At 60.7% G+C, this 19,132-nt stretch carries 14 protein-coding genes; 9 read left to right on the top strand and 5 right to left on the bottom strand.

What is annotated here, in order from left to right; all coding sequences use genetic code 11:
- The first annotated feature begins 76 nt into the window (after positions 1–76).
- From art_RS16970 to art_RS16960, 3 genes are all read left to right on the top strand, one after another.
- Positions 77–2,212, top strand: coding sequence for an MMPL family transporter (locus tag art_RS16970; protein ID WP_038466749.1), 2,136 nt, complete (start codon positions 77–79; stop codon positions 2,210–2,212).
- Positions 2,213–2,483: 271 nt separating this feature from the next.
- Positions 2,484–3,464, top strand: a complete 981-nt coding sequence (locus art_RS16965) for a sensor histidine kinase (RefSeq protein WP_253901396.1) — start codon at positions 2,484–2,486, stop codon at positions 3,462–3,464.
- A gap of 2 nt (positions 3,465–3,466) precedes the next feature.
- Positions 3,467–4,087 carry a response regulator transcription factor gene (locus art_RS16960; RefSeq protein ID WP_038466746.1) on the top strand — a complete coding sequence of 207 codons (621 nt, stop codon included), beginning with the start codon at positions 3,467–3,469 and terminating at the stop codon, positions 4,085–4,087.
- A 368-nt stretch (positions 4,088–4,455) separates the two neighbouring features.
- On the opposite strand, the gene art_RS23380 is transcribed toward art_RS16960, so the two are convergent.
- The 4 genes from art_RS23380 to art_RS16945 all read right to left on the bottom strand — a co-directional run bounded on the left by art_RS23380 (position 4,456) and on the right by art_RS16945 (position 9,659).
- Positions 4,456–4,983, bottom strand: a complete 528-nt coding sequence (locus art_RS23380) for an ATP-binding protein (RefSeq protein ID WP_082000380.1) — start codon at positions 4,981–4,983, stop codon at positions 4,456–4,458.
- Positions 4,984–5,155: 172 nt separating this feature from the next.
- Positions 5,156–6,571 carry an aldehyde dehydrogenase family protein gene (locus art_RS16955; protein ID WP_038466743.1) on the bottom strand — a complete coding sequence of 472 codons (1,416 nt, stop codon included), beginning with the start codon at positions 6,569–6,571 and terminating at the stop codon, positions 5,156–5,158.
- A 16-nt stretch (positions 6,572–6,587) separates the two neighbouring features.
- On the bottom strand, positions 6,588–8,240 hold the full coding sequence (locus tag art_RS16950; protein ID WP_253901395.1) for a thiamine pyrophosphate-dependent enzyme: 1,653 nt from the start codon (positions 8,238–8,240) through the stop codon (positions 6,588–6,590).
- Between the two features lie 69 nt (positions 8,241–8,309).
- Entirely contained in the window at positions 8,310–9,659 is a 1,350-nt protein-coding gene (locus art_RS16945; RefSeq protein ID WP_253901394.1) for an MFS transporter, read from the bottom strand.
- Between the two features lie 234 nt (positions 9,660–9,893).
- Here art_RS16945 and art_RS16940 point away from each other — a divergent pair, with 234 nt between their 5' ends.
- Positions 9,894–11,438: a PucR family transcriptional regulator gene (locus tag art_RS16940; RefSeq protein ID WP_038466741.1), complete on the top strand. Its 1,545-nt coding sequence runs from the start codon at positions 9,894–9,896 to the stop codon at positions 11,436–11,438.
- Here the strand turns inward: art_RS16940 and art_RS16935 are convergent.
- Positions 11,425–13,065 carry an amidohydrolase gene (locus art_RS16935; protein ID WP_038466738.1) on the bottom strand — a complete coding sequence of 547 codons (1,641 nt, stop codon included), beginning with the start codon at positions 13,063–13,065 and terminating at the stop codon, positions 11,425–11,427. The two genes, art_RS16940 and art_RS16935, sit on opposite strands and share 14 nt — an antisense overlap.
- A 164-nt stretch (positions 13,066–13,229) precedes the next feature.
- On the opposite strand from art_RS16935, the gene gcvPA reads away from it, so the two are divergent.
- Genes gcvPA through art_RS16910 form a run of 5 tightly spaced genes read left to right on the top strand, consistent with a single transcriptional unit; the run spans position 13,230 to position 19,082 of the window.
- Positions 13,230–14,642 (top strand): aminomethyl-transferring glycine dehydrogenase subunit GcvPA, encoded by a 1,413-nt coding sequence (gene gcvPA, locus art_RS16930; RefSeq protein ID WP_038466735.1) that lies wholly within the window; start codon positions 13,230–13,232, stop codon positions 14,640–14,642.
- A complete protein-coding gene (gene gcvPB, locus art_RS16925; RefSeq protein ID WP_082000378.1) occupies positions 14,639–16,324 on the top strand; it encodes an aminomethyl-transferring glycine dehydrogenase subunit GcvPB in 1,686 nt (561 codons plus the stop codon). The genes gcvPA and gcvPB overlap by 4 nt, the downstream gene beginning before the upstream one ends.
- Positions 16,321–17,460 carry an ATP-NAD kinase family protein gene (locus art_RS16920; protein ID WP_038466732.1) on the top strand — a complete coding sequence of 380 codons (1,140 nt, stop codon included), beginning with the start codon at positions 16,321–16,323 and terminating at the stop codon, positions 17,458–17,460. Before gcvPB ends, art_RS16920 begins: the two co-directional genes overlap by 4 nt.
- 36 nt (positions 17,461–17,496) lie before the next feature.
- Complete coding sequence (locus art_RS16915; RefSeq protein ID WP_038466730.1) at positions 17,497–18,246, top strand: SDR family NAD(P)-dependent oxidoreductase; 750 nt, start codon at positions 17,497–17,499, stop codon at positions 18,244–18,246.
- 14 nt (positions 18,247–18,260) lie between these two features.
- On the top strand, positions 18,261–19,082 hold the full coding sequence (locus art_RS16910) for a 3-hydroxyacyl-CoA dehydrogenase family protein (protein WP_216699556.1): 822 nt from the start codon (positions 18,261–18,263) through the stop codon (positions 19,080–19,082).
- The last annotated feature ends 50 nt before the right edge of the window (positions 19,083–19,132 follow it).

Below are 19,132 nucleotides of genomic sequence, written 5' to 3'. Positions count from 1 at the left end.
ATCAACCGAAGGATTGAGTTCAGGGTCAACCAGTTAGGCGATGTGGCGCGCTGACGGCAAATGATGCAATGAATTCATGTCTAATTCACGGCACCGCCTCTCCCTCCCTGAGCGTCTTACTTCCCGACGGGGTGCTTGGATTTCCCTCGCTGTCGTCCTGTTGGCCATCGTGGCCCTATTCGGCCTGCTCAGCTCCGCGCAGACCCCTTCGGGAAATTCCATTTCGCCGAGCACATCTGAATCAGCCCAAGTCAAGGCGCTCACGGATCAGTTCCCCGGCAGCGACGAAGGCTCAGTGCTAATAGTGGCCACCCGTGACGACGGCGGTGCACTGACCGAAGCTAACATGGCAGCCCTTACCGGGCTGACTCCAGGCATCGACGCCGCCACCGGCCATGAGGCCATGAAGCCGTTCACCAGCGAGGACGGGCAAGCCGCCGTCATCCAGACCGCCATTACCTTGGGCTCAGACAACACCGCCACTGCACAAACAGTCAAGGACCTTCGGGCAGAGCTTGCTAGCAATCCCGTGGAGGGCATGACCCTACAGGTGACCGGCGGATCCGCCTTCGGAGCCGACATCGCGGCGTCGTTTGAGGGGGCAGACTTTACTTTGCTGCTGGTCACGATCGGCATCGTCGCCTTGCTGCTGATCATCACCTACCGCTCCCCAATCCTGTGGCTGATTCCTCTGATCATTGTGGCCCTGGCAGACCGCCTAGCTGGCCTGGTCACCGACGAAGTCGGCACCGCTTTGGGCCTGGAGTTCGATGCAGGCATTATTAGCGTTTTGGTATTCGGCGCTGGAACAAATTACGCATTGCTACTCATCTCTCGCTACAGGGAAGAATTGCTGAAGACCGACGATCACCGGCTCGCCCTAACGAACGCTTGGCGTGGCACCGCTCCTGCAGTTCTTGCCTCGAACGTGACCGTAGTACTTTCGTTGGCGACGCTAGTCTTTGCTGTCATTCCCGGCACCCGTGGTTTGGGTATTTCCTCTGCGATCGGTCTGGTGATAGCCCTGGTCGCCGTGCTGGGTGCGCTTCCGCCATTGTTGGCGGTGTGTGGCCGGAACGTCTTTTGGCCCTTCGTTCCACGCCCCGGTCTGAGCGCGAACCGCAAGCAAGTATGGGGTGCGATTGCCACCCGCGTTGTGCGCCGCCCAGTGGTGGCGATCATCGCCGGCGGAGCGTTGCTGGCCATCATGGCCACGGGGCTGTTCGGCACTTCCGTGGGCCTGACGCAGACCGAGAAATTTCGGGTCGCTTCCGAATCGGCTTCCGGACTAGAAACGCTCTCTGAGCATTTTCCCGCCGGTGAATCACAGCCGATGATTGTGCTCGCCAATAGCTCCGCAATTGACCAGGTACGAGCTGCCGCGGACATCCCTGGGGTAGTACGGGTGACGCTACTGGGTACATCCGATAACGGTGAGCTGAGTAAGTTGCTGGTCACCGGTGAACCCGGACCCGGCACGCCCGAGAGTTTGGCACTTGTTGATAATTTGCGGGATTCTGTCCATGGGGTTGACGGCGCAGACGCCATGGTAGGCGGGGCTGTGGCCGAAGATGTCGATGCCCGGGCAGGAAACCAAAAGGACTTGCTGTTGATCGCCCCGCTGGTACTGGCGGTGAGCTTCATTGTGCTGTTGGTGCTGCTACGCTCGGTTGTGGCTCCAGTGCTGCTGCTGTTGGTCAACATGGTCAGCGCCATCGCCGCGATCGGGGCGGGCTCCTGGCTGAGTCGTGTCCTCTTTGGCCAGGACGCCCTGGATTTGCAGGTGCCGCTGCTGGCGTTCCTGTTCCTTGTTGCCCTCGGCATTGATTACACGATCTTTCTGGTCCATCGGGCCAGGAGCGAGGCGGCCACCCATGGCACCAAGCAAGGCATGGTGCGCGCCGTCGCCAGCACCGGAGGGGTAATCACCAGCGCCGGGATCGTACTGGCCGCCGTTTTCGCCGCGTTGGGGATGCTCCCGCTCGTCACCCTCGGCCAACTTGGCCTGATCGTTGGGCTGGGAGTATTGGTGGACACCTTGCTGGTGCGCACCATCATTGTTCCTGCTATCTTCAGCCTGGTCGGTGACCGTATCTGGTGGCCCCGGCCAGCGCCTCGGCTCCCGGACAACAGTGGTGACAGCTCTGAAGAGTGCCCCGAAGGAGGGCCAACCCGTGGTACCTACTCTGATCAGGAAGCCCTCACCCAGTAGTTCCGGTGGGCGTAGTGTGCGGCGCGAGCCGCGCACTACGAGCGCCACCATTCGCTCGATGCAGCTCGGACTCCATCTACTCACCGTTTCCCTCATCGTGATTTCCGCGGCACGCGCCGCTATCAGCGGGGCCCCACTAACCCTTGTAATCTCCAGTGCTTTCGTGTTTTCTTGTTGGTACCTAGCTGGCATTCTCGTGGCCGGACGCGTCCCCGAGGGCCATGTCGATGGCCGGTGGCTCTTCGGTTTGGCTCTTCTTTGGTTCGCAGCCGTGAGCGTTTCAGCTGAATTCGCTTGGCTGGCTTTCCCTCTCTGGCTGCTCGCTGGCTATATCCTGCCCTGGCGCTGGGCGGTGGTTTTCTCAGCCGTGGTGGTGGGGATGGTCACCGCAGCCCCTATCCTCCAATATGGCGCCGTAAACTTCGCCGGGATCGTTGGCCCCATACTCGGCGGCGTGTTTGCGCTGAGCATCGCCCGCGGTTATAGCGAACTGGCCAACGACCTTCGAGAGCGCCAGCGACTCGTTATTTCGCTGATGCATGCCCAAAAAGAAATGGTTGCCTTGCAAGAAGAACTCGCTCAAACGCAGCGGATGTCCGGGGCGCACGAGGAACGCACCCGCATCTCACGCGATATCCATGACACCATCGCTCAAGGACTGTCCTCAATTTCCCTCCTAGCCACAGTTGCTTTGGAGAACGGGGCTAAGGAGCGCATGCCTCGTACCCTGTCACAGATCGATGCCTTGGCCCGTGACAATTTGGGCGACGTACGCAGGATCGTTTCCGCGCTGGCACCTGCCGAACTCGAAGATCGGGCCTTGGCAAGCGCGCTGGGACGCATGCTAAACCGTCTTGAGGCCGAAAGCGGTCTGAAGACACAAGTGCGTATCGATGAGCGGCTGCCGGTGTTGCCCACCGCCGTCGAGGTCGCGTTGCTGCGCACAGCGCAATCCGCGCTGGCCAATGTCAGACAGCACGCAGGGGCGACGAGAGTCGTGTTGAATCTGGCCGACGCCGGTGATTCCGTGCGCCTTGACATCGTCGATGACGGGTGCGGATTCGACGTCCCCGCGTGGGACACCACCTTTGAGCCCTTGAGCGGCACCGGTGCTGGCGGGTATGGTCTGCACTCGATGCGGGCCAGATTGCGAGAACTCGGCGGCGGCCTGGATGTGGAGAGCAGCCCTGGCGATGGTGCCGCGCTTTCGGCCCATGTCCCACTTGCTCTGCACCCCAGGGATGGAAGCTGACAGTGGCAATAACTGTGCTTTTAGTCGATGACCACCCCGTGGTGCGCACAGGCCTGCGAACCCTCATCGAACTCAATAATCAAGTCGTGGTGGTGGGCGAGGCCGCCTCTGGTGAGGAAGCGATCGCGTTGGCTGAACATCTGAACCCTGACGTGGTGCTGTGCGATCTACGTTTAGGCGCAGGCATCGATGGTGTTCAAACCACGGCGGCACTGCGTGGCCAACGGCAAGCACCTGCTGTGATCATCTTGACCACCTTCGACCACGACGTGGAGATTCTCCGCGCCATCGAAGCAGGTGCCGCCGGATACCTGCTCAAGGACGTCACTCCATCGACCATTATCTCTTCCCTGAAGGAGGCTGCACGCGGTGGCATGGTGCTGGCCCCGGAGATGGCGCAGCGCGTTGTGCACGGCATGCGCCACCCGCGTTTGCAGCTCACCGAGCGTCAACTTGAAGTTCTGAAGCTTCTGGAAACGGGGGCATCGAACCGTGAGATCGCCCGGGAACTCTTCGTCACTGAAGCCACGGTGAAGACTCATCTGGTGCATCTGTTCACCAAACTCAACGTTGAGAGCCGCGCCAAAGCAGTGACCTTGGCTAGAGAAACTGGGCTCCTCTAAACGCAGGATGGGGCTACGAAGCCGAAGTCCGTGATGCCCGCACATCATTGCAGCGCAAACATTTTTCGATAACTAGGGGAATCATAATGTTCGTTTACCGCTTCTTGCTCGCAGGTTCTCTTTCCTAACCTCGAATTTTCATGACACGAGGTTTCTGGCGGGTCAGGGGGCAATGCAGTGTTGCCAAAAGGCTTTCCTGGCCTTTGGCAGTACGACGAAAGCATAACAATGGATGGTACTGAACAGATGGCAGTTATCATTCAATTTAATGATTCGGTTGCATCCATCTACGGTTTGGGATAATTAATTTTTGCTGCCAAAACATTCGATGTCACATCCGGGACAGATCCGTCCAATTCCTGCGCATGTCAGCCACCTCCTGCTGTAAAGGCACGCATCCGGCCCGTTAGTGATGGTCTGGCGCCCTTCGAACAACACCTGGATCCCGAAAAACACGGGGCCCCAATCAGTACTTTGGACATGCGTGGCCAGGTACCGTTTGACGTCCGTGCTCCGGATATACCACCGCACAGGTGCCTCAGGAAGACCTCAAGTGAGGGGGACAAGGTGTGGGGTTCCTCAGAGGGCTCGTCGAGCGGGATCGTGGCATGCGCGAGTGTGCCACTCCCCTCCCTCGCCCGATGCAACAACTTCAGCCCACCGCCTAAATACTCGATTGTTTGCGCCGTATTCTCGACGCCAAGTCCGGTGCCGGGATTCTCTTGGCCTGCCTCGCGATGGAATGTGCCCGCCGCCCTCTCTGGCTCCCGGATTCCCGCTCCACCGTTGAGTACTTCGAGCCGGATCCAGGTCGGGCCCCTGTGTGCGTGTACCTCGATGGGTCCCGCAGAACCTGCATAGCGGATCGCGTTTTGCACCAGATTCTGTAGGACGATGCGCGTTCCGGAGACGGAGACGCGGGCATCTGCGGCGTTGTTGCGCGTCGCGTTGTCTGGTGATGCATTGGCGGAGCATAGCCAATCGCTGCGACAAGCTCACAATCGCCTACCGCTCCGGAGTCGCCTCTTTTTCAGTCCTCATCTGGCTGCTCCAACAATGCGACATGCCCTATGCCAATGAGGTCGTCACCGATTTCACGCGAGTGTAGCTTTCCAGCGCATAAACAGACAGGTCTTTGCCGTTGCCTGAATGTTTGAAGCCACCGTGGGGAGCCTCCGCCGGACAGACTTGATGGCAGTTGATCCAGGTCTCCCCATAATCCAGGGCATTGATGACCCGGTTGGCTCGGCCAATGTCTCGCGTCCACACACTGGCCGCCAGGCCATAATCGCTGTCGTTGGCGAGGACCACGGCCTCCTCTTCACTTCGAATTGCCTGCACCGTCACGACCGGCCCAAACAACTCCTCCTGCACGATGGCATCGTTCTGGCGGACGTCAGCGACCACGGTCGGTGCAAAGAAATTCCCGGGACCGTGGACAGTTCCCCCTGCCAGCACTTTCGCATGGGCTGGCAGTTGGTCGATGTACTCTTTGACACGCACCAGCTGGGCAGGGCTGTTCAGGGGGCCGATATCCATGGCACCCTCCTCGGGTCCGCCGTAGGTAGTGGCTGCCGCCGCTTTGGCAAGCTGGGCGCACATTTCCTCGTAGATGGATTCGTGTACCAGAACACGGGTGATGGCAGTGCAGTCCTGACCGGCGTTGAAGAATGCATGGATGGCCAGTGACTTCGCTGTTTTTTCGACGTCCACGTCGTCGAACACGATGGCTGGCGCCTTTCCGCCGAGCTCCAAATGGACATCCTTCAAAGATTCGGCCGCACTGGTCATGACCTCCCTGCCGGCCCGCGTGCTGCCCGTGATGGCCACAAGCTCCGGGCGAGGATGTGCCACCAAGGCGGCGCCCGCCTCACGCCCCCCGCAAACCACATTAAGTACCCCTTTGGGCAGAAACTGCTGGGCCATCTGGGCCAACAGGACCGTGCTGTAGGGCGTTGTGTCTGCAGGCTTGATCACCAAGGTGTTGCCCGCCGCCAATGCGGCGCCGATCTTCCAAACGGCCATCATAAGCGGATAGTTCCACGGTGTAATCTGGGCGACCACCCCGATGGGCTCCCTCCGTGTCACAGTGCTGAACCCCTCCAGGTATTCCGCCTGCCCATTTCCGGAGAGGGTCCGCGCCGCGCCGGCGAAGAATCTTAGTTGATCCGCTGACCGCAGTATCTCGATGGTGCGGGTTGCGGCGCGGGGCTTTCCGGTGCATGCAACCTCCGCATCCAGAAACAACTCCACGTTTGATTCGATCAAGTCGGCCAGCTGCAGGAGCACCCTCTGCCGCTGCGACGGGGTACTTTTCTTCCAGCCGAGGAATGCACGTGATGCCGCGTTGATGGCGGCGTCAATTTGTTCCGGTGAGCTGTCCGGGGCCACACCAATTTGCTGGCCTGTGGCGGGGTTGTGAAACGGCAGGTTGATGTCGCTAAAGACGACTTGGCCGTCAATGACATTTCCAAGGGTGATCATAGTCTGGTTTCCTTCGCTAGACCGCGGGTCCGCGGGTCGTTGAATCTGTAATGAGGTGCAGCACGGCAGGCCCGTCAAACTCAAGAGCTTGAGCAAATGCTTCGGCAAAGTCCGCGGCGTCTTTAACCTGAACCCCGAAGGCTCCGTAAGCCCGTGCCAGAGTGGCAAAATCGGGGTTTTCCAGCGATGTTCCGCTGGGTCGGCCCGGATAGTCCCGCTCCTGATGCTGGACGATGGTGCCGTAACAGGAGTTGTCCACGACGAGCACGATGAGTCGTGTGCGTTCGGCGACCGCTGTCGCCAGCTCCTGGCCATTCATGAGGAAACAGCCGTCTCCGGCCACGGAGATCACCTGCCGTTCCGGAAAGACCAAGCTGGCAGCGACCGCGGCGGGGATGCCGACTCCCATGGCACCGTTTTTCGGTGCCACCACCGACGGGTACTGGTGGGAGGCGAGAAAGCGCTGGGGCCAGATGGCATGATTCCCAGCCCCGTACGTCACGACGGCGTCGCGCGGCAGCATTCGGTGCAGGGTTGCCATAACCTGGCTCAGGTCCACGCCGATGCCGCCGTCTTCAAGGGCTGTGGAATACGTCTGCCAGGCACTGTGTCCGGCCGCCATCCAACCGTCAATGTCGTTCCGCCGGGTCCCGGCAATCTCCACCGCATCTTCAACAAAACGTGCTGGTGAAGCCAGAACCTGCAGGTCGATGGTGCCGCTGTGCGCCCTGACGCCGGGGTCTGCCGAGACAACCACGGTACGGGCGCCGTTGCCGATTGAATAGCCGTCGCTCAGCACGTCGGTGTGGAGCGCACCCAAATAGATGATCAAATCAGCCCGGTCCACATAACCGCTAAGGTTCTTGTCCCGGCCGTAACCCAACATGCCCACGAAGGCCGGACTGGAATTATCGATCACGTCATAGGCGCGGAAGTCAGTGGCTACAGGAATGGACTTCGCTTCTGCCCAGGCGGCGAGCGCCTCCGCGGAGGACGCCTTCCATCCCTCGCCGCCAGCAATAATGAGGGGCCGCTGGGCCTCGTTCAAATATTGCACGACGGCGGCATGGGAGTGTGCGCCAGCGTCCCCCACGGGCAGCGCTCGTGGTTTCTCCACTACAAAGGGCACATTGTGGCGCAGCACTTCTTCCGGCAGTCCAATGACCACGGGCCCCGGTCGCCCGGAGACAGCCAGGTGTGCAGCCTCCGCGACGATTTTTGCGGCTTGTTCCGGGGTGTCCAAGACAAATACTTTCTTGGCGGTTGTGCCAAACCAGCCCTGCAGGGAGAACTCCTGGAACGCTTCCCGGTCACGTTGGTGGGTGGGCACCAAACCCACAAACAGCAACATTGGTGTCGCGTCTTGCCACGCCGTATGAACGGCGATCATCGCATTGGCGGCGCCCGGGCCGCGTGTCACCATAGCAACACCTGGGAGCCCCGTGAGCCGGCCCTCCGTAAGCGCCATGAGTCCGGCGCCGCCCTCCTGCCGGCAAACTACTGTGCGAATGCTGGAATCGTATAGTCCGTCCAGTGTGTCCAGATAGCTTTCGCCTGGGACGCAGTAGACGCGCGGCACGCCGAGTGATTCCAGTTGTTTGACGATCAAGTGGCCGGCACTGATCTGTGTCACGGGCGATTCGCCCACCTGTGCGGATGTGGTCTTCACGAATTCTTCCTTCTTGTTGGTTCGTTCGGCCGGGACGGACCCGGTGCGGCCTGGCAATACAGTGTCGGCCTAGGCTGGCACCATGTCGTCGTCGGAGTCGGACGTTCCGCGAGCTTGCTCGGCGATGTCCTCCTTGGCCCGCTTGGCCGCCACGCCGCGCGAGCCTGCACCTATGGCCCCGACCATGCTGATGAGGGACACTCCCATAAGCAAGAGCGCAACACCCCAGGACGCGTTGCCTGTCTGAACCAGCAGGACCTGGGAAATGATGGGCAGGAAACCTCCAATGATGCCAAAAACGTTGTAGGAGACGGCCATGGCACTGTACCGGTACTGGGCGGGAAACATGCCTGAGAGCAGGGAACCGATGGGACCGTAGGGGATGGTCAAGGCCCCCATCCCGAGGACGACACCCAGAGTGGCAAGTGCTGCGTTACCCGTGTCCACCAGCGCAAATACCGGGAACGCGGCCAAAGCTGAGATTAGCGCCCCGCCGGCGCAGACCTTCCAAGCACCGATTTTATCTGCCATCCGCCCCGAAACAACGATGACGACGATCTGGGCCACCGCCCCGAATAGCGTGGCGTTGAGCATTGTTTGACGTTCAAAACCCAAGACGTTGGTGCCGTAGCTGATCATGAATGTGGTCATGATGAAGAAGCCCGAACCGCCCAGCAGCGCTGCCATGCCACCAAGGAGCATGCGGCCGCCCGTATGACGGATGGCGCTAACAAGGGGCACCTTGACGACGACATGCTCGGCCTGCATCTGTTTGAAGACTGGGGATTCCTCGACACGGAAGCGAAGGTACAACGCCACCCCAAGAAAGGGGAATGCCATCAGGAAGGGGATACGCCAGCCCCAAGTCAGGAAGTCGTCGTTGGGAAGCGTTGCCACGATGGCCAGCGCACCCGTGGAGAGCAGTGTAGCTACGGGTGAGCCAAGCTGGGGAATCGCTGCGTAGATACCGTGCTTCTTTTTCGGCGCATGCTCCAGAACCAACACCATTGCTCCTCCCCATTCGCCGCCAGCGGAGATGCCCTGAAACAACCGAAGCAGCAGCAGCGCCAGCGGCGCAATGATGCCCACGGCCGGATAGTTCGGAAGCAGGCCGATTACTCCTGTGGAGATACCCATCAAGACGATCGAGCCGATGACCGCGGTTCGGCGCCCCAATTTGTCGCCGAGATGGCCAAAGATGATGGCACCCAATGGCCGTGCCACGAATCCCGCGGCAAAGGTCGCAAATGACAACATGGTCGCCACAGCCAGATCATGTGAAGGGAAGAACAAATGAGCAAAAACGACGGCGGATGCCGTGCCATACAAAATATAGTCATACCATTCCATTGCCGTGCCAGCGAAGGCTGATGCGGCGACACGGTTTAGTGCGCGACGCGAAGTGGTGTTGGTGCTCAACTGTGTCTCCTTTGTAAGTGCGGACCGTCCGCCGATGTGCTTTGCCTCACATGAGACTTTCATGAGATGGTGGTCACTCGAATATCCGCCAAGTACATTCTGGAGACTTGTCTATCCAGTGCGGATAGCGCCCTTGGCACATCGAAGGATCAGGCTTGTAATCAACACCCCGGACTGCTGCACCAGGCAGGGAACTATGCGGATTCTTACACCGCGAATGGAGCATGAGAGCCCTTGTTGAGACTTTCCACCGTCCTAGTCTTCCCAGAGCTTGGCTTAACCCGTGTTGCAGGACCACGGAGTGCGGACCCGGAGGTCAAGTGGGCCCATGTCAGCGAGCTGCACGACCCCACACCATGGCTCGCTGGACAAGAACTGTTACTCACCACGGGGCTTGACCTGTTCCGTGACCCAACCGACACCTTCGACTACTGCGCACGCTTGGCCGCGACAGGCGTTGCCGCCTTGGGCCTGAGCACCGGGGGCTCACTCCCGCACAACACTATTCCCGCCATGCTGGTGGATGCGGCGGATGCGTCCGGCCTTGTGCTTGTGCATGTGCCAGAAGACACGGCGTTGCAATCAGTGGTCCGCCGTGTCAGTGACGCGCTCAACCAGGAACAAACGGAACCGTTACGCCGAGCCCTCCTGGCCCAACGCCAGTTGTCCGAAGCGGCGGTTTCCCCAGACGGTGTGGACGCCGTCCTGCGGGCGTTCGCATCGAACACGAGCTTCATCTCCGCCGTCTACGACCCGACACTTCGCCTCGTGGCCAGCAGCGGTGCCGTGGCGCAGAACGAATTTGAGCTGCGGCGAGATGAGATCCGGGACCGCATGTTTGACGGCCTTCGCTGGTCGATCACCACCGACGATGCCGTCGATGCGACAGTCGTCTCGCCGCTTGGCACACAAGGTCGGCTGCGGGGCGTCATGATCGCCGTCAAACGCGGCCAAATGTCCACCTACGACCGGGCGATCCTTAGCATGGTGACATCACTTTTGTGTGTGCTCCTGGAACTGCGCCATTCCGGAAACTATCAGAACCGGGTGGCCCGGGGCCGCGCCGTCGACGCCCTGACCGCCGGAAACTTGAGCCCCATTGAGGCCACAGTCCGACTTGCCCGAGCCGGGGTGGAATGCACCACCGTCCAGTGCGTTTCCTTGCCGGAAGGCACCAGCGCCCCGCTGGTCACTGCCATCGTGTCTGGGCTCAAGGATGCCTGCTCTGACGTGCTGACCCGGAGAAGGGCAGGCGAATTGATCATGCTCCTCTGTGATCCCACCGAAGAGGTCGCCGCTGCCCTCACTGAAATCCTCGCCAAAGCCGGCACCGGTCCTGTCGGCATGGGCACCGTTGTGAATCCAGAGAATTCGGCCTTGAGCCTGCGCCAGGCCGCCCGTGCACGAGACCTTGCAAAAAGCCGCAACGTCCCTTTCATCGCGTTGCAGGGCAGCAGCGGCTACCGGGCGATGCTGATGCTTGGCGACCCCGCAGAACGGGCCAATTTCGCGGACGCCGTCCTGCAGCCCTTGGACGACAAGGATCTTCAAGGCACGTCGCAACTGGTTCTGGCCCTGCGCTCGTTTCTGGAGAATGCCAGCAATGTTGAATCCGCCGCGATTCAGCTTGGCGTCCACCGCCATACGATGCGCGCCCGTCTGGCAAAAATCTCCGAGCTCACAGGCCGGGACCTGAACAACGCCTCGGATCTTCTTGAATTGTGGCTGGCATCTGAGTTCCGCGAGATGGCCCAGGCCGAGGGGCCTAGCCGGCCATGATGCCTTGCGGGTCAAACTCGACAGCACCGCCAATGATCGTTGCCAGCACATTTATATGGCCGATCGCCTCCGTGGGGACTGCTAGGGGGTCTTGATCCAGCACCACCAGGTCGGCCACATAAGTGGACTTCAAGGATCCCTTGAAATGTTCTTCCCTGGAGGCAAAAGCCGAATGCACCGTATAACTCCGCAACGCCTCGAAGGCTGAGACGCCCTCGTGCCGGGAGAACTCCCGTCCTGAGGATGTCAGCCGTTCCACCATTGCTTGCATGGCGGGCAACGGAGCACCCTTGACCACTGGACGGTCGGAACCGCCCGGCACCACAAGCCCCGCGTCCAGGAACGACTTGTGCCTGTAGGTCCATGGCATCCGCTCGATTCCAACGACCTCGGCAACACCGTCGCCAAGCTCATGGACAAACCGTCCCTGCGGCGAAGGAATGACACCCAATTCAACAAATCGGGTCAACTGATCTTCGCGCACGACTGATGCGTGTTCAATCCGGTGGCGCGGATCCGGGCGTCGCTTCGAGGCGGTTGCTGCGGCAATAACATCCAGCGCGACGTCAACGGCGTGGTCGCCAATGGCGTGCACGGCCAGCTGCCAGCCTCCGGTGTGTGCCGCCACGGCAAGGTCCCGCAACTGCTCAAAACCAAATTGCATGACTCCGGCATGGTTGTGTCCGCAGAAATTCTCGGTCATGGATGCGGTGCGGCTCATGAGAGCGCCGTCGGTGAATATTTTGACCGGGCCAATGCTGAGCCGTTCTCCACCAAACCCCGTATGCATTCCCAGGTCGATTCCTTGGCTGTACCCGTCGGAAGGAGCCGTGGCCAGGGGGTGAAAATTCTCCATGGCCACCATGAGCTGTGTTCGCACGCGGATGGCGCCTGATTCGTGGCCGCGCTGGTAGGCTGCGAGCTCCACGGGGCTGGACCCCACAATGGGGGAAGCCCCGATTCCGGCCTCCGCCACTGATGTCAACCCCTCCGCCACATACTGTTCACTGGCTAGCCCCAGTGCGGTAACCAAGTCCAGTTCACTGAAAGGTTTGCGAAGATCCCTAAAAGGCGCCATTGCCTGCTCCGCCACGAGACCGGTGGGTATGCCGTCGGCATCCCGCTCAAGAAAACCGCCAGCCCTCACTGGATAGTCGGGGTGCATGGCACCGACGGTCTCAAAGACGGCCGTACTCGCCACCAGCATGTGAGAAGTCCGGTGTATGAACATGACCTTTCGTCCTTGCGACGCAGCATCAAGCTTGTGCCGTTCGGGGTGTCCTCCAATGCGTGTCTGGTCATAGCCGGAACCGGTGATCCATTCACGGTTGGGATTCTCCGCAGCGCTGGCGGCCACGGCATCATAGAGTTCCTCGGCCGACGTGAACCCGCTGGCGTCAATCTCCTGCAGCTGTTGCCCAAATGCCGCCATGTGGTTGTGCACATCCTGGAATCCAGGTGTCACCGTCAACCCGCCAAGATCAATGGTTCGGTGTGTTGGCAGTGCCGTGACGTCGTCGTCAAGTCCGGCAATGCGCCCGTTCCATACGCCCAAGGAATGCGCCCAGGGCCGGGCCGGGTTCATGGTGAGGATATTTGCGTTCTTAATCAGGAAATCCAGCTTCATGGGTTCCACTCTAGGCAGTGCGTCGAAGAGCCAGCTTAGACATGACGTATAAGGATTCAGCAGAATTGTCCGTTCTGGATATCTGAATCGACAAGATACCTCCGTAGATTCAAATGAAACCTGCCATTGGCGGTCCGTCACAGCACACTATCCAGGAGGTATCCATGGACCAACTTTCAACGCCCGTTCACCCCTATATTCCGAACTCCGCACCGGCAACGAAACAGGCCATGCTCGAGGTGATTGGCGTCCACTCAATCGAGGAGCTTTTCGCCAGCATTCCCGCTGGGCTGCGCCTCACTGCTCCCCTGGACCTGCCCCCGGCGTTGAGCGCCGAGGCCGAGCTGGACCGCCATATGCAACGCCTCCTGTCACGGAACACGCCAACCACGGATGTGCTCTCCTTTTTGGGGTCGGGTTGCTACAACCACCATGTGCCGGCTGTCTGTGATGAAATCAACCAACGTGCCGAATTCCTGACCGCATATGCCGGCGAGCCCTATGAAGACCATGGCAAATGGCAGGCCATCTATGAATACACATCGCTGATGGCGGAACTGTTGGAAATGGATGTGGTGAACGTCCCCACCTATGACGGCTACCAGGCGGCCGCCACTGCCCTTCGGATGGCGGGGCGCATCACTGGGCGTCCGCGCGTCATTGTCTCCGAGGCCATTGCCGGTGGCAAACGGGCCAAGATCGACACCTTCTTAGCTGGCGCCATGGACGTCACCTATGTACCGGTACGCCCGGAAACTGGTCATGTCCATGCCGACGATGTTCTGGCCCTGCTGGATCATGACACTGCCGCCGTTTTCCTGGAAACTCCCAACATCTTTGGCGCGATCGAACAGGAGGCTTCACTGATTGCGGCGGCTGCACACGCCAACGGGTCAATAATGGTTTGTTCCACGGACCCGCTCAGCCTGGGTTTCATGGAATCCCCAGCCTCCTGGGGCGCGGACATCGTGTGCGGCGACATTCAATCGCTGGGTTTGGGCATGCACTTTGGCGGTGCCAATGGCGGCTTCATTGCCACGCACGACGACGAAAGGTTCGTTTTCGAGTTTCCCTCCCGTCTGTTTGGGCTTGCCCCCACTAGGGTGGCAGGAGAATTGGGGTTCTGCGATGTCGCCTATGAGCGTACGTCGCTGGCCATGCGTGATGAAGGCGTCGAGTGGGTGGGGACGGCTGCGGCACTCTGGGGCATCACCGCCGGCGCCTACCTGGCGCTCATGGGCCCCGCTGGCATGGGTGCCATTGGTGACACAATCGCCAGCCGAACCCGATACGCCATGCGGGCCCTTGCCTGCATCGATGGCCTTGCGGTCTTGCACGAAGACACAGCGCACTGGCGCGAGTTCGCCATCCGTTATCGCAGCCAAAACGTGGCGGAGGTCAATAGTGCTTTGTTGGCGCAGGGCATCTATGGCGGGGCAGAGATTCAGGCGGTGTTGGCCCCTGAATGTGCGGACTCGATCGATTCCGAGCGCACGGCGATTGTTTGCGTCACGGAACTAACCTCAACTACTGACATTGACCAGCTGGCCACCGCACTGAAGGGCATCGTGAAATGACTCCACTCGAATCTGTTCCTACCGATCCGGCCACCCCACGGGCCGAGACTCAGCGGGAGTCTGTTTTTACGGTCGAAAAACCGCTTTTGCGCGAATATCAGGCCGTTCGATGGGATGAGCCTTTGATCTTCCAGCTCCATGCGGAAGGGCATCAAGGGATCCACGTGCCCGTCGTCGAGGCCGCCGATCTTCAGGGCACGCCTGAGCAGTCGTTCCGCCGCACGGCAGCTCTGACGTTGCCGCAAATTGGGCAGTCCCAGGTGCTCCGGCATTATTTGCGCCTCTCGCAGGAAACTTTGGGCGCGGACCTGAACGTGGACATCGGCCAGGGCACCTGCACCATGAAGTACAGCCCCAAGGCTAACGAGCGCTTTGTCCGCTCGCCACAGTCCGTGCACATGCATCCGCTTCAGCACGAGTCCACCGTCCAGGGCACCTTGCAGGTCCTGTCCGAACTCGAAGATTATCTGGCGGAAATCTCGGGCATGGATGCAGTCAGCCTGCAGGCAGGATCGGGGTCCGCTGCCATCTATGGCAACGTGAAGATCGTCCAGGCCTACCATGCGGACCGGGGCGCCGGGCAGGTCCGCGATGAGGTGATCACCACCATCTTTTCCCACCCATCAAATGCTGCGACGGCCAAAACCGCGGGGTACAAGGTGATCACCTTGTACCCCGACGAAAACGGCTTCCCCGACCTTGAGGCGCTCAAATCGGTGTTGTCCGAGCGGACTGCGGCCTTGTTCATAACCAACCCCGAGGACACGGGCATCTTCAATCCGCGCATCACCGAGTACGTGGATGCAGTGCATGCGGTGGGTGGCATATGCGTCTACGACCAAGCGAATGCCAACGGGCTGCTGGGAATCACCCGGGCACGGGAAGCCGGCTTTGACCTGTGCCACTTCAACTTGCACAAAACATTCTCGACGCCTCACGCCTGTGGAGGTCCTGCTGCCGGAGCTATTGGAGCCACCGCCGAGTTGGCGCCATTCCTGCCCGGGCGCCGGGTTCGTCCCAGTGACACCGGCTACACGCTGACGGCGCAGGACGACGCGGCCACCGCCGATGTCCGCCCGTTCCATGGGGTCATTCCGAACTTGATCCGCGCCTACGCTTGGATCCGCTCGTTGGGCCCGGAGGGACTGCGTCAGGTTTCAGAAATCGCAGTCTTAAACAACAATTATCTACTCGCCGAAGTCCTGAAAATCGACGGTATCAGTGTCCCTTATTCTGAGGGCCAGCACCGGGTGGAGCAGGTGCGCTACAGCTGGTCTGACCTGACGGCGCAGACCGGTATTACGACCGGTGAAATCGGTGCCCGCATGGCCGACTACGGCTTCCACTATTGGACGAGCCATCACCCGTATATCGTCCCGGAACCTGTGACCTTGGAACCCACCGAGTCATATTCCAAGCGTGAGCTCGACGAGTACATTGCCGCATTGCGCCATACCGCCCAGGAAGCACGCACCAACCCGGAATTGTTGCACAGCGCACCCCACCGCAGCAGCATCCACACCGTTGACGTAGATGCAATGACGGACCCCGACACTTGGGCCACGTCCTGGCGCGCGTACCGTAGAAAGTACGGCGGTGAGAAGTTTCCAGCCCCGCCACGCTGGCAGGCAGCGGCGGACCTGACGCAAAGGCAGCGCCCGCCCAAGGCCCATCACCGATGAACCCGCTCGGGCAGGCAATACGCGTCGGCTTGGTCGTCAACCCCGTCGCGGGGCTGGGCGGGCCGGCCGGGCTCAAGGGCAGCGATGGGGAAGACATCCAGCGGGAAGCGCTGCGACGGGGAGCTGTCCCCCACAGTGGGGACCGGGCAGTGAGTTTTCTGCGTGAACTCGCCCGTCTCAATGTTCGCCATGAGCTGGTGTGCGGTCCCGGTCCGCTGGGGGAGGATGCAACCCGGCAGACGGGGCTGGGCCAGCCGACCGTCGTCGTCCCGGTCACTGTCTCCGGGAGGACGACGGCCTCCCACACGCGTGCCGTTGTCACGGAACTTTCGGCAATGGAATTGGACGTCATCACGTTTGTGGGCGGCGATGGGACCGCCCGGGATGTCGCCGCACGCCTCGGCCCGGACGATGTTCTACTGGGGATCCCGGCAGGCGTCAAAATGCAGTCGGGCGTTTTTGCCAGATCCCCCGAGTCCGCCGCCGCCCTGGTTGCGCAATTGGCACAGGGCAGGGCCACCACTAGCACTGCCGAAATCGTCGACATTGATGAACAGGCCCGCCGCGAGGGCATCATTTCCTCCGTCCTGTATGAACGTGTGAAGGTACTCGGTTCGGGGCGCCAGGTGCAGGGCGGCAAACTGGGCTCCCGCCCTGAATCCCAGGATTCCCTGGCCGGGCTGGCCAAGGAATGCCACGCCCGCATGGATCCTGATGCAATGTGCCTGCTGGGGCCCGGCACCACAGTGTCGGCGATTGCCGGCGGACTCAACTTGGAGTCGACCCTCCTGGGTGTGGACGTAGTGCACCGCGGCCGGGTCGTCGCCGCCGATTGTTCCGCAGCACAACTGCACGATTTAACGCGCGGACAACGTATACAGGTAGTGCTGTCCCCCATTGGCGGCCAGGGATTCCTCTTTGGTCGAGGCAATCAGCAGCTTGATACCCAAATATTGCACCAGCTTGACCCGCAGGATGTTTTTATCGTCTGCACTCCTGAGAAACTTGGCGAACTGGGTGGCGGGCCCCTGTACGTGGACGTTGAAGATCCCGTGCTCCGTTCCAAATTCACCGGCCTTCGCCGCATCATTACGGGGTTCAGGCAGGAAGCAGCAGTTCGGCTCGTCGCCGCATAAGATTCCTCTGAGCATCAGTTAGAAAGGACCGTAAATATGCCTGCACCATCAAGGATCGCCCTGGTCACAGGAGCCGGCGGAGCTTTTGGCTCCGCAATTGCCCGGCGATTGGGAAATGACGGGTTCACCGTTGTCGTCACAGATGCCGCCGTCGAGCGGGCCGCCGCAGTCTGTGCCACAATCCCCCGCTCGGTGCCGCTGCACATGGATGTCTCTGATGACCATTCCGTCACTACGGCGATGGCGAAGGTGCACGAAACGCTGGGCGGACTCGACGTCGTCGTAAACAATGCGGGCATCGCGCCCACCGGTGGCATGACCACCACGGCCTTGGCAGATTTCGATCGGACCATGGCGATCAACCTGCGCGGCGCGTTCGTGGTCAGTTCGGCTGCCATGCCCCACCTGCTCAAGAGCACTGCTGCGCGCGTGATCATGATCGGCTCCCGCACCTGGCTTTCCGGCGGAAATCCGGCCTACACCGCGTCCAAGGCCGGTGTGGTGGGATTGTGTAGAACCATGGCACAGGAATTGGGAGAAACCGGCGGCACCTGCAATGTAGTGGCGCCCGGCCCGGTTGATACGTCCTTCGTGGACGCGATGGGCATGGGCGGGGAGCGGGTCGCAAATTTTGCCCGCTATGCACGTATGACGCCGATGCGCAGGGTTGCCACCCCTGAGGATGTCGCCAATGCGACGGCCTTCTTTGCCAGTGCTGACGCATCGTTCATTACCGGCGAAGTGCTCCATGTCGCTGGCGGACTCCAACTTGCACCTCGACTTTAGGGGGCACCATGTCCATGACCAATGACATATTTGGCAACCATGTGACCGTTATCGGTGCGGGCACCATGGGTGCCGGGATCGCACAGACGTTTCTTGCTACCGGGTGGAAGGTGGCGCTGGTTGACCCCTCCGACAAGCAGCGAAACAATGCCGGTTCGATGATTTTCGCCGCGCAAGACGGTCAGGACTACCGCACCACCAGACTCCAGCTGGCCGAACGAGTGGAAGAGGTCGCTGGCACCGACTTTGTCATCGAATCCGTGCCCGAGACCGCCGAGCTCAAGGGGCAGGTATTGGCGAACGCGGAGAAGGTCCTGCAGCCCCGGCTCTTGTGTTCCAATACCAGCTCGCTGAGCATTTCCGAGCTGGCCCTTGGCCTGGTTCGGCCCGAGCGTTTGGTGGGGATGCACTTCTTTCAACCGGTGCCGGCAACACAATTGATCGAGCTGGTGATCGGTGCGCAAACTTCGCCGGAGACCGTTGAACTGGCTGTCCAATGCACCGTCAGCCTAGGCCGCAAGCCAATCCTTGTACAGGACTCGCCCGGCTTTGCCACGAGCAGACTGGGCGTTGCGCTGGGTTTGGAAGCGATGCGAATGGTGGAGGAGGGGATCGCCACTGCCGAAGATATTGATGCCGGGATGGTTCTGGGGTACCAGCACGGTGTCGGACCATTGCGCATGACTGACATGGTGGGGCTGGACATCAGGCTCGCCATCAGTGAGCACCTGAGCCGGACGCTCGGCCCGCGCTTTGAGCCGCCCCGAATTCTCCGTGAGAAAGTGGCGCGCGGGGAACTTGGTCGCAAGAGCGGGCAAGGGTTCTTCACCTGGTAGTACACGGCGATACCGGCGACCACGGCCCAACCCCGACGGACAGCGGTCGA

Source organism: Arthrobacter sp. PAMC 25486, from assembly GCF_000785535.1.
Lineage (GTDB): Bacteria > Actinomycetota > Actinomycetes > Actinomycetales > Micrococcaceae > Specibacter.
The sequence above is the reverse complement of the archived record's forward strand: the minus strand, read 5'-3'. Positions and strand labels throughout refer to the sequence as shown.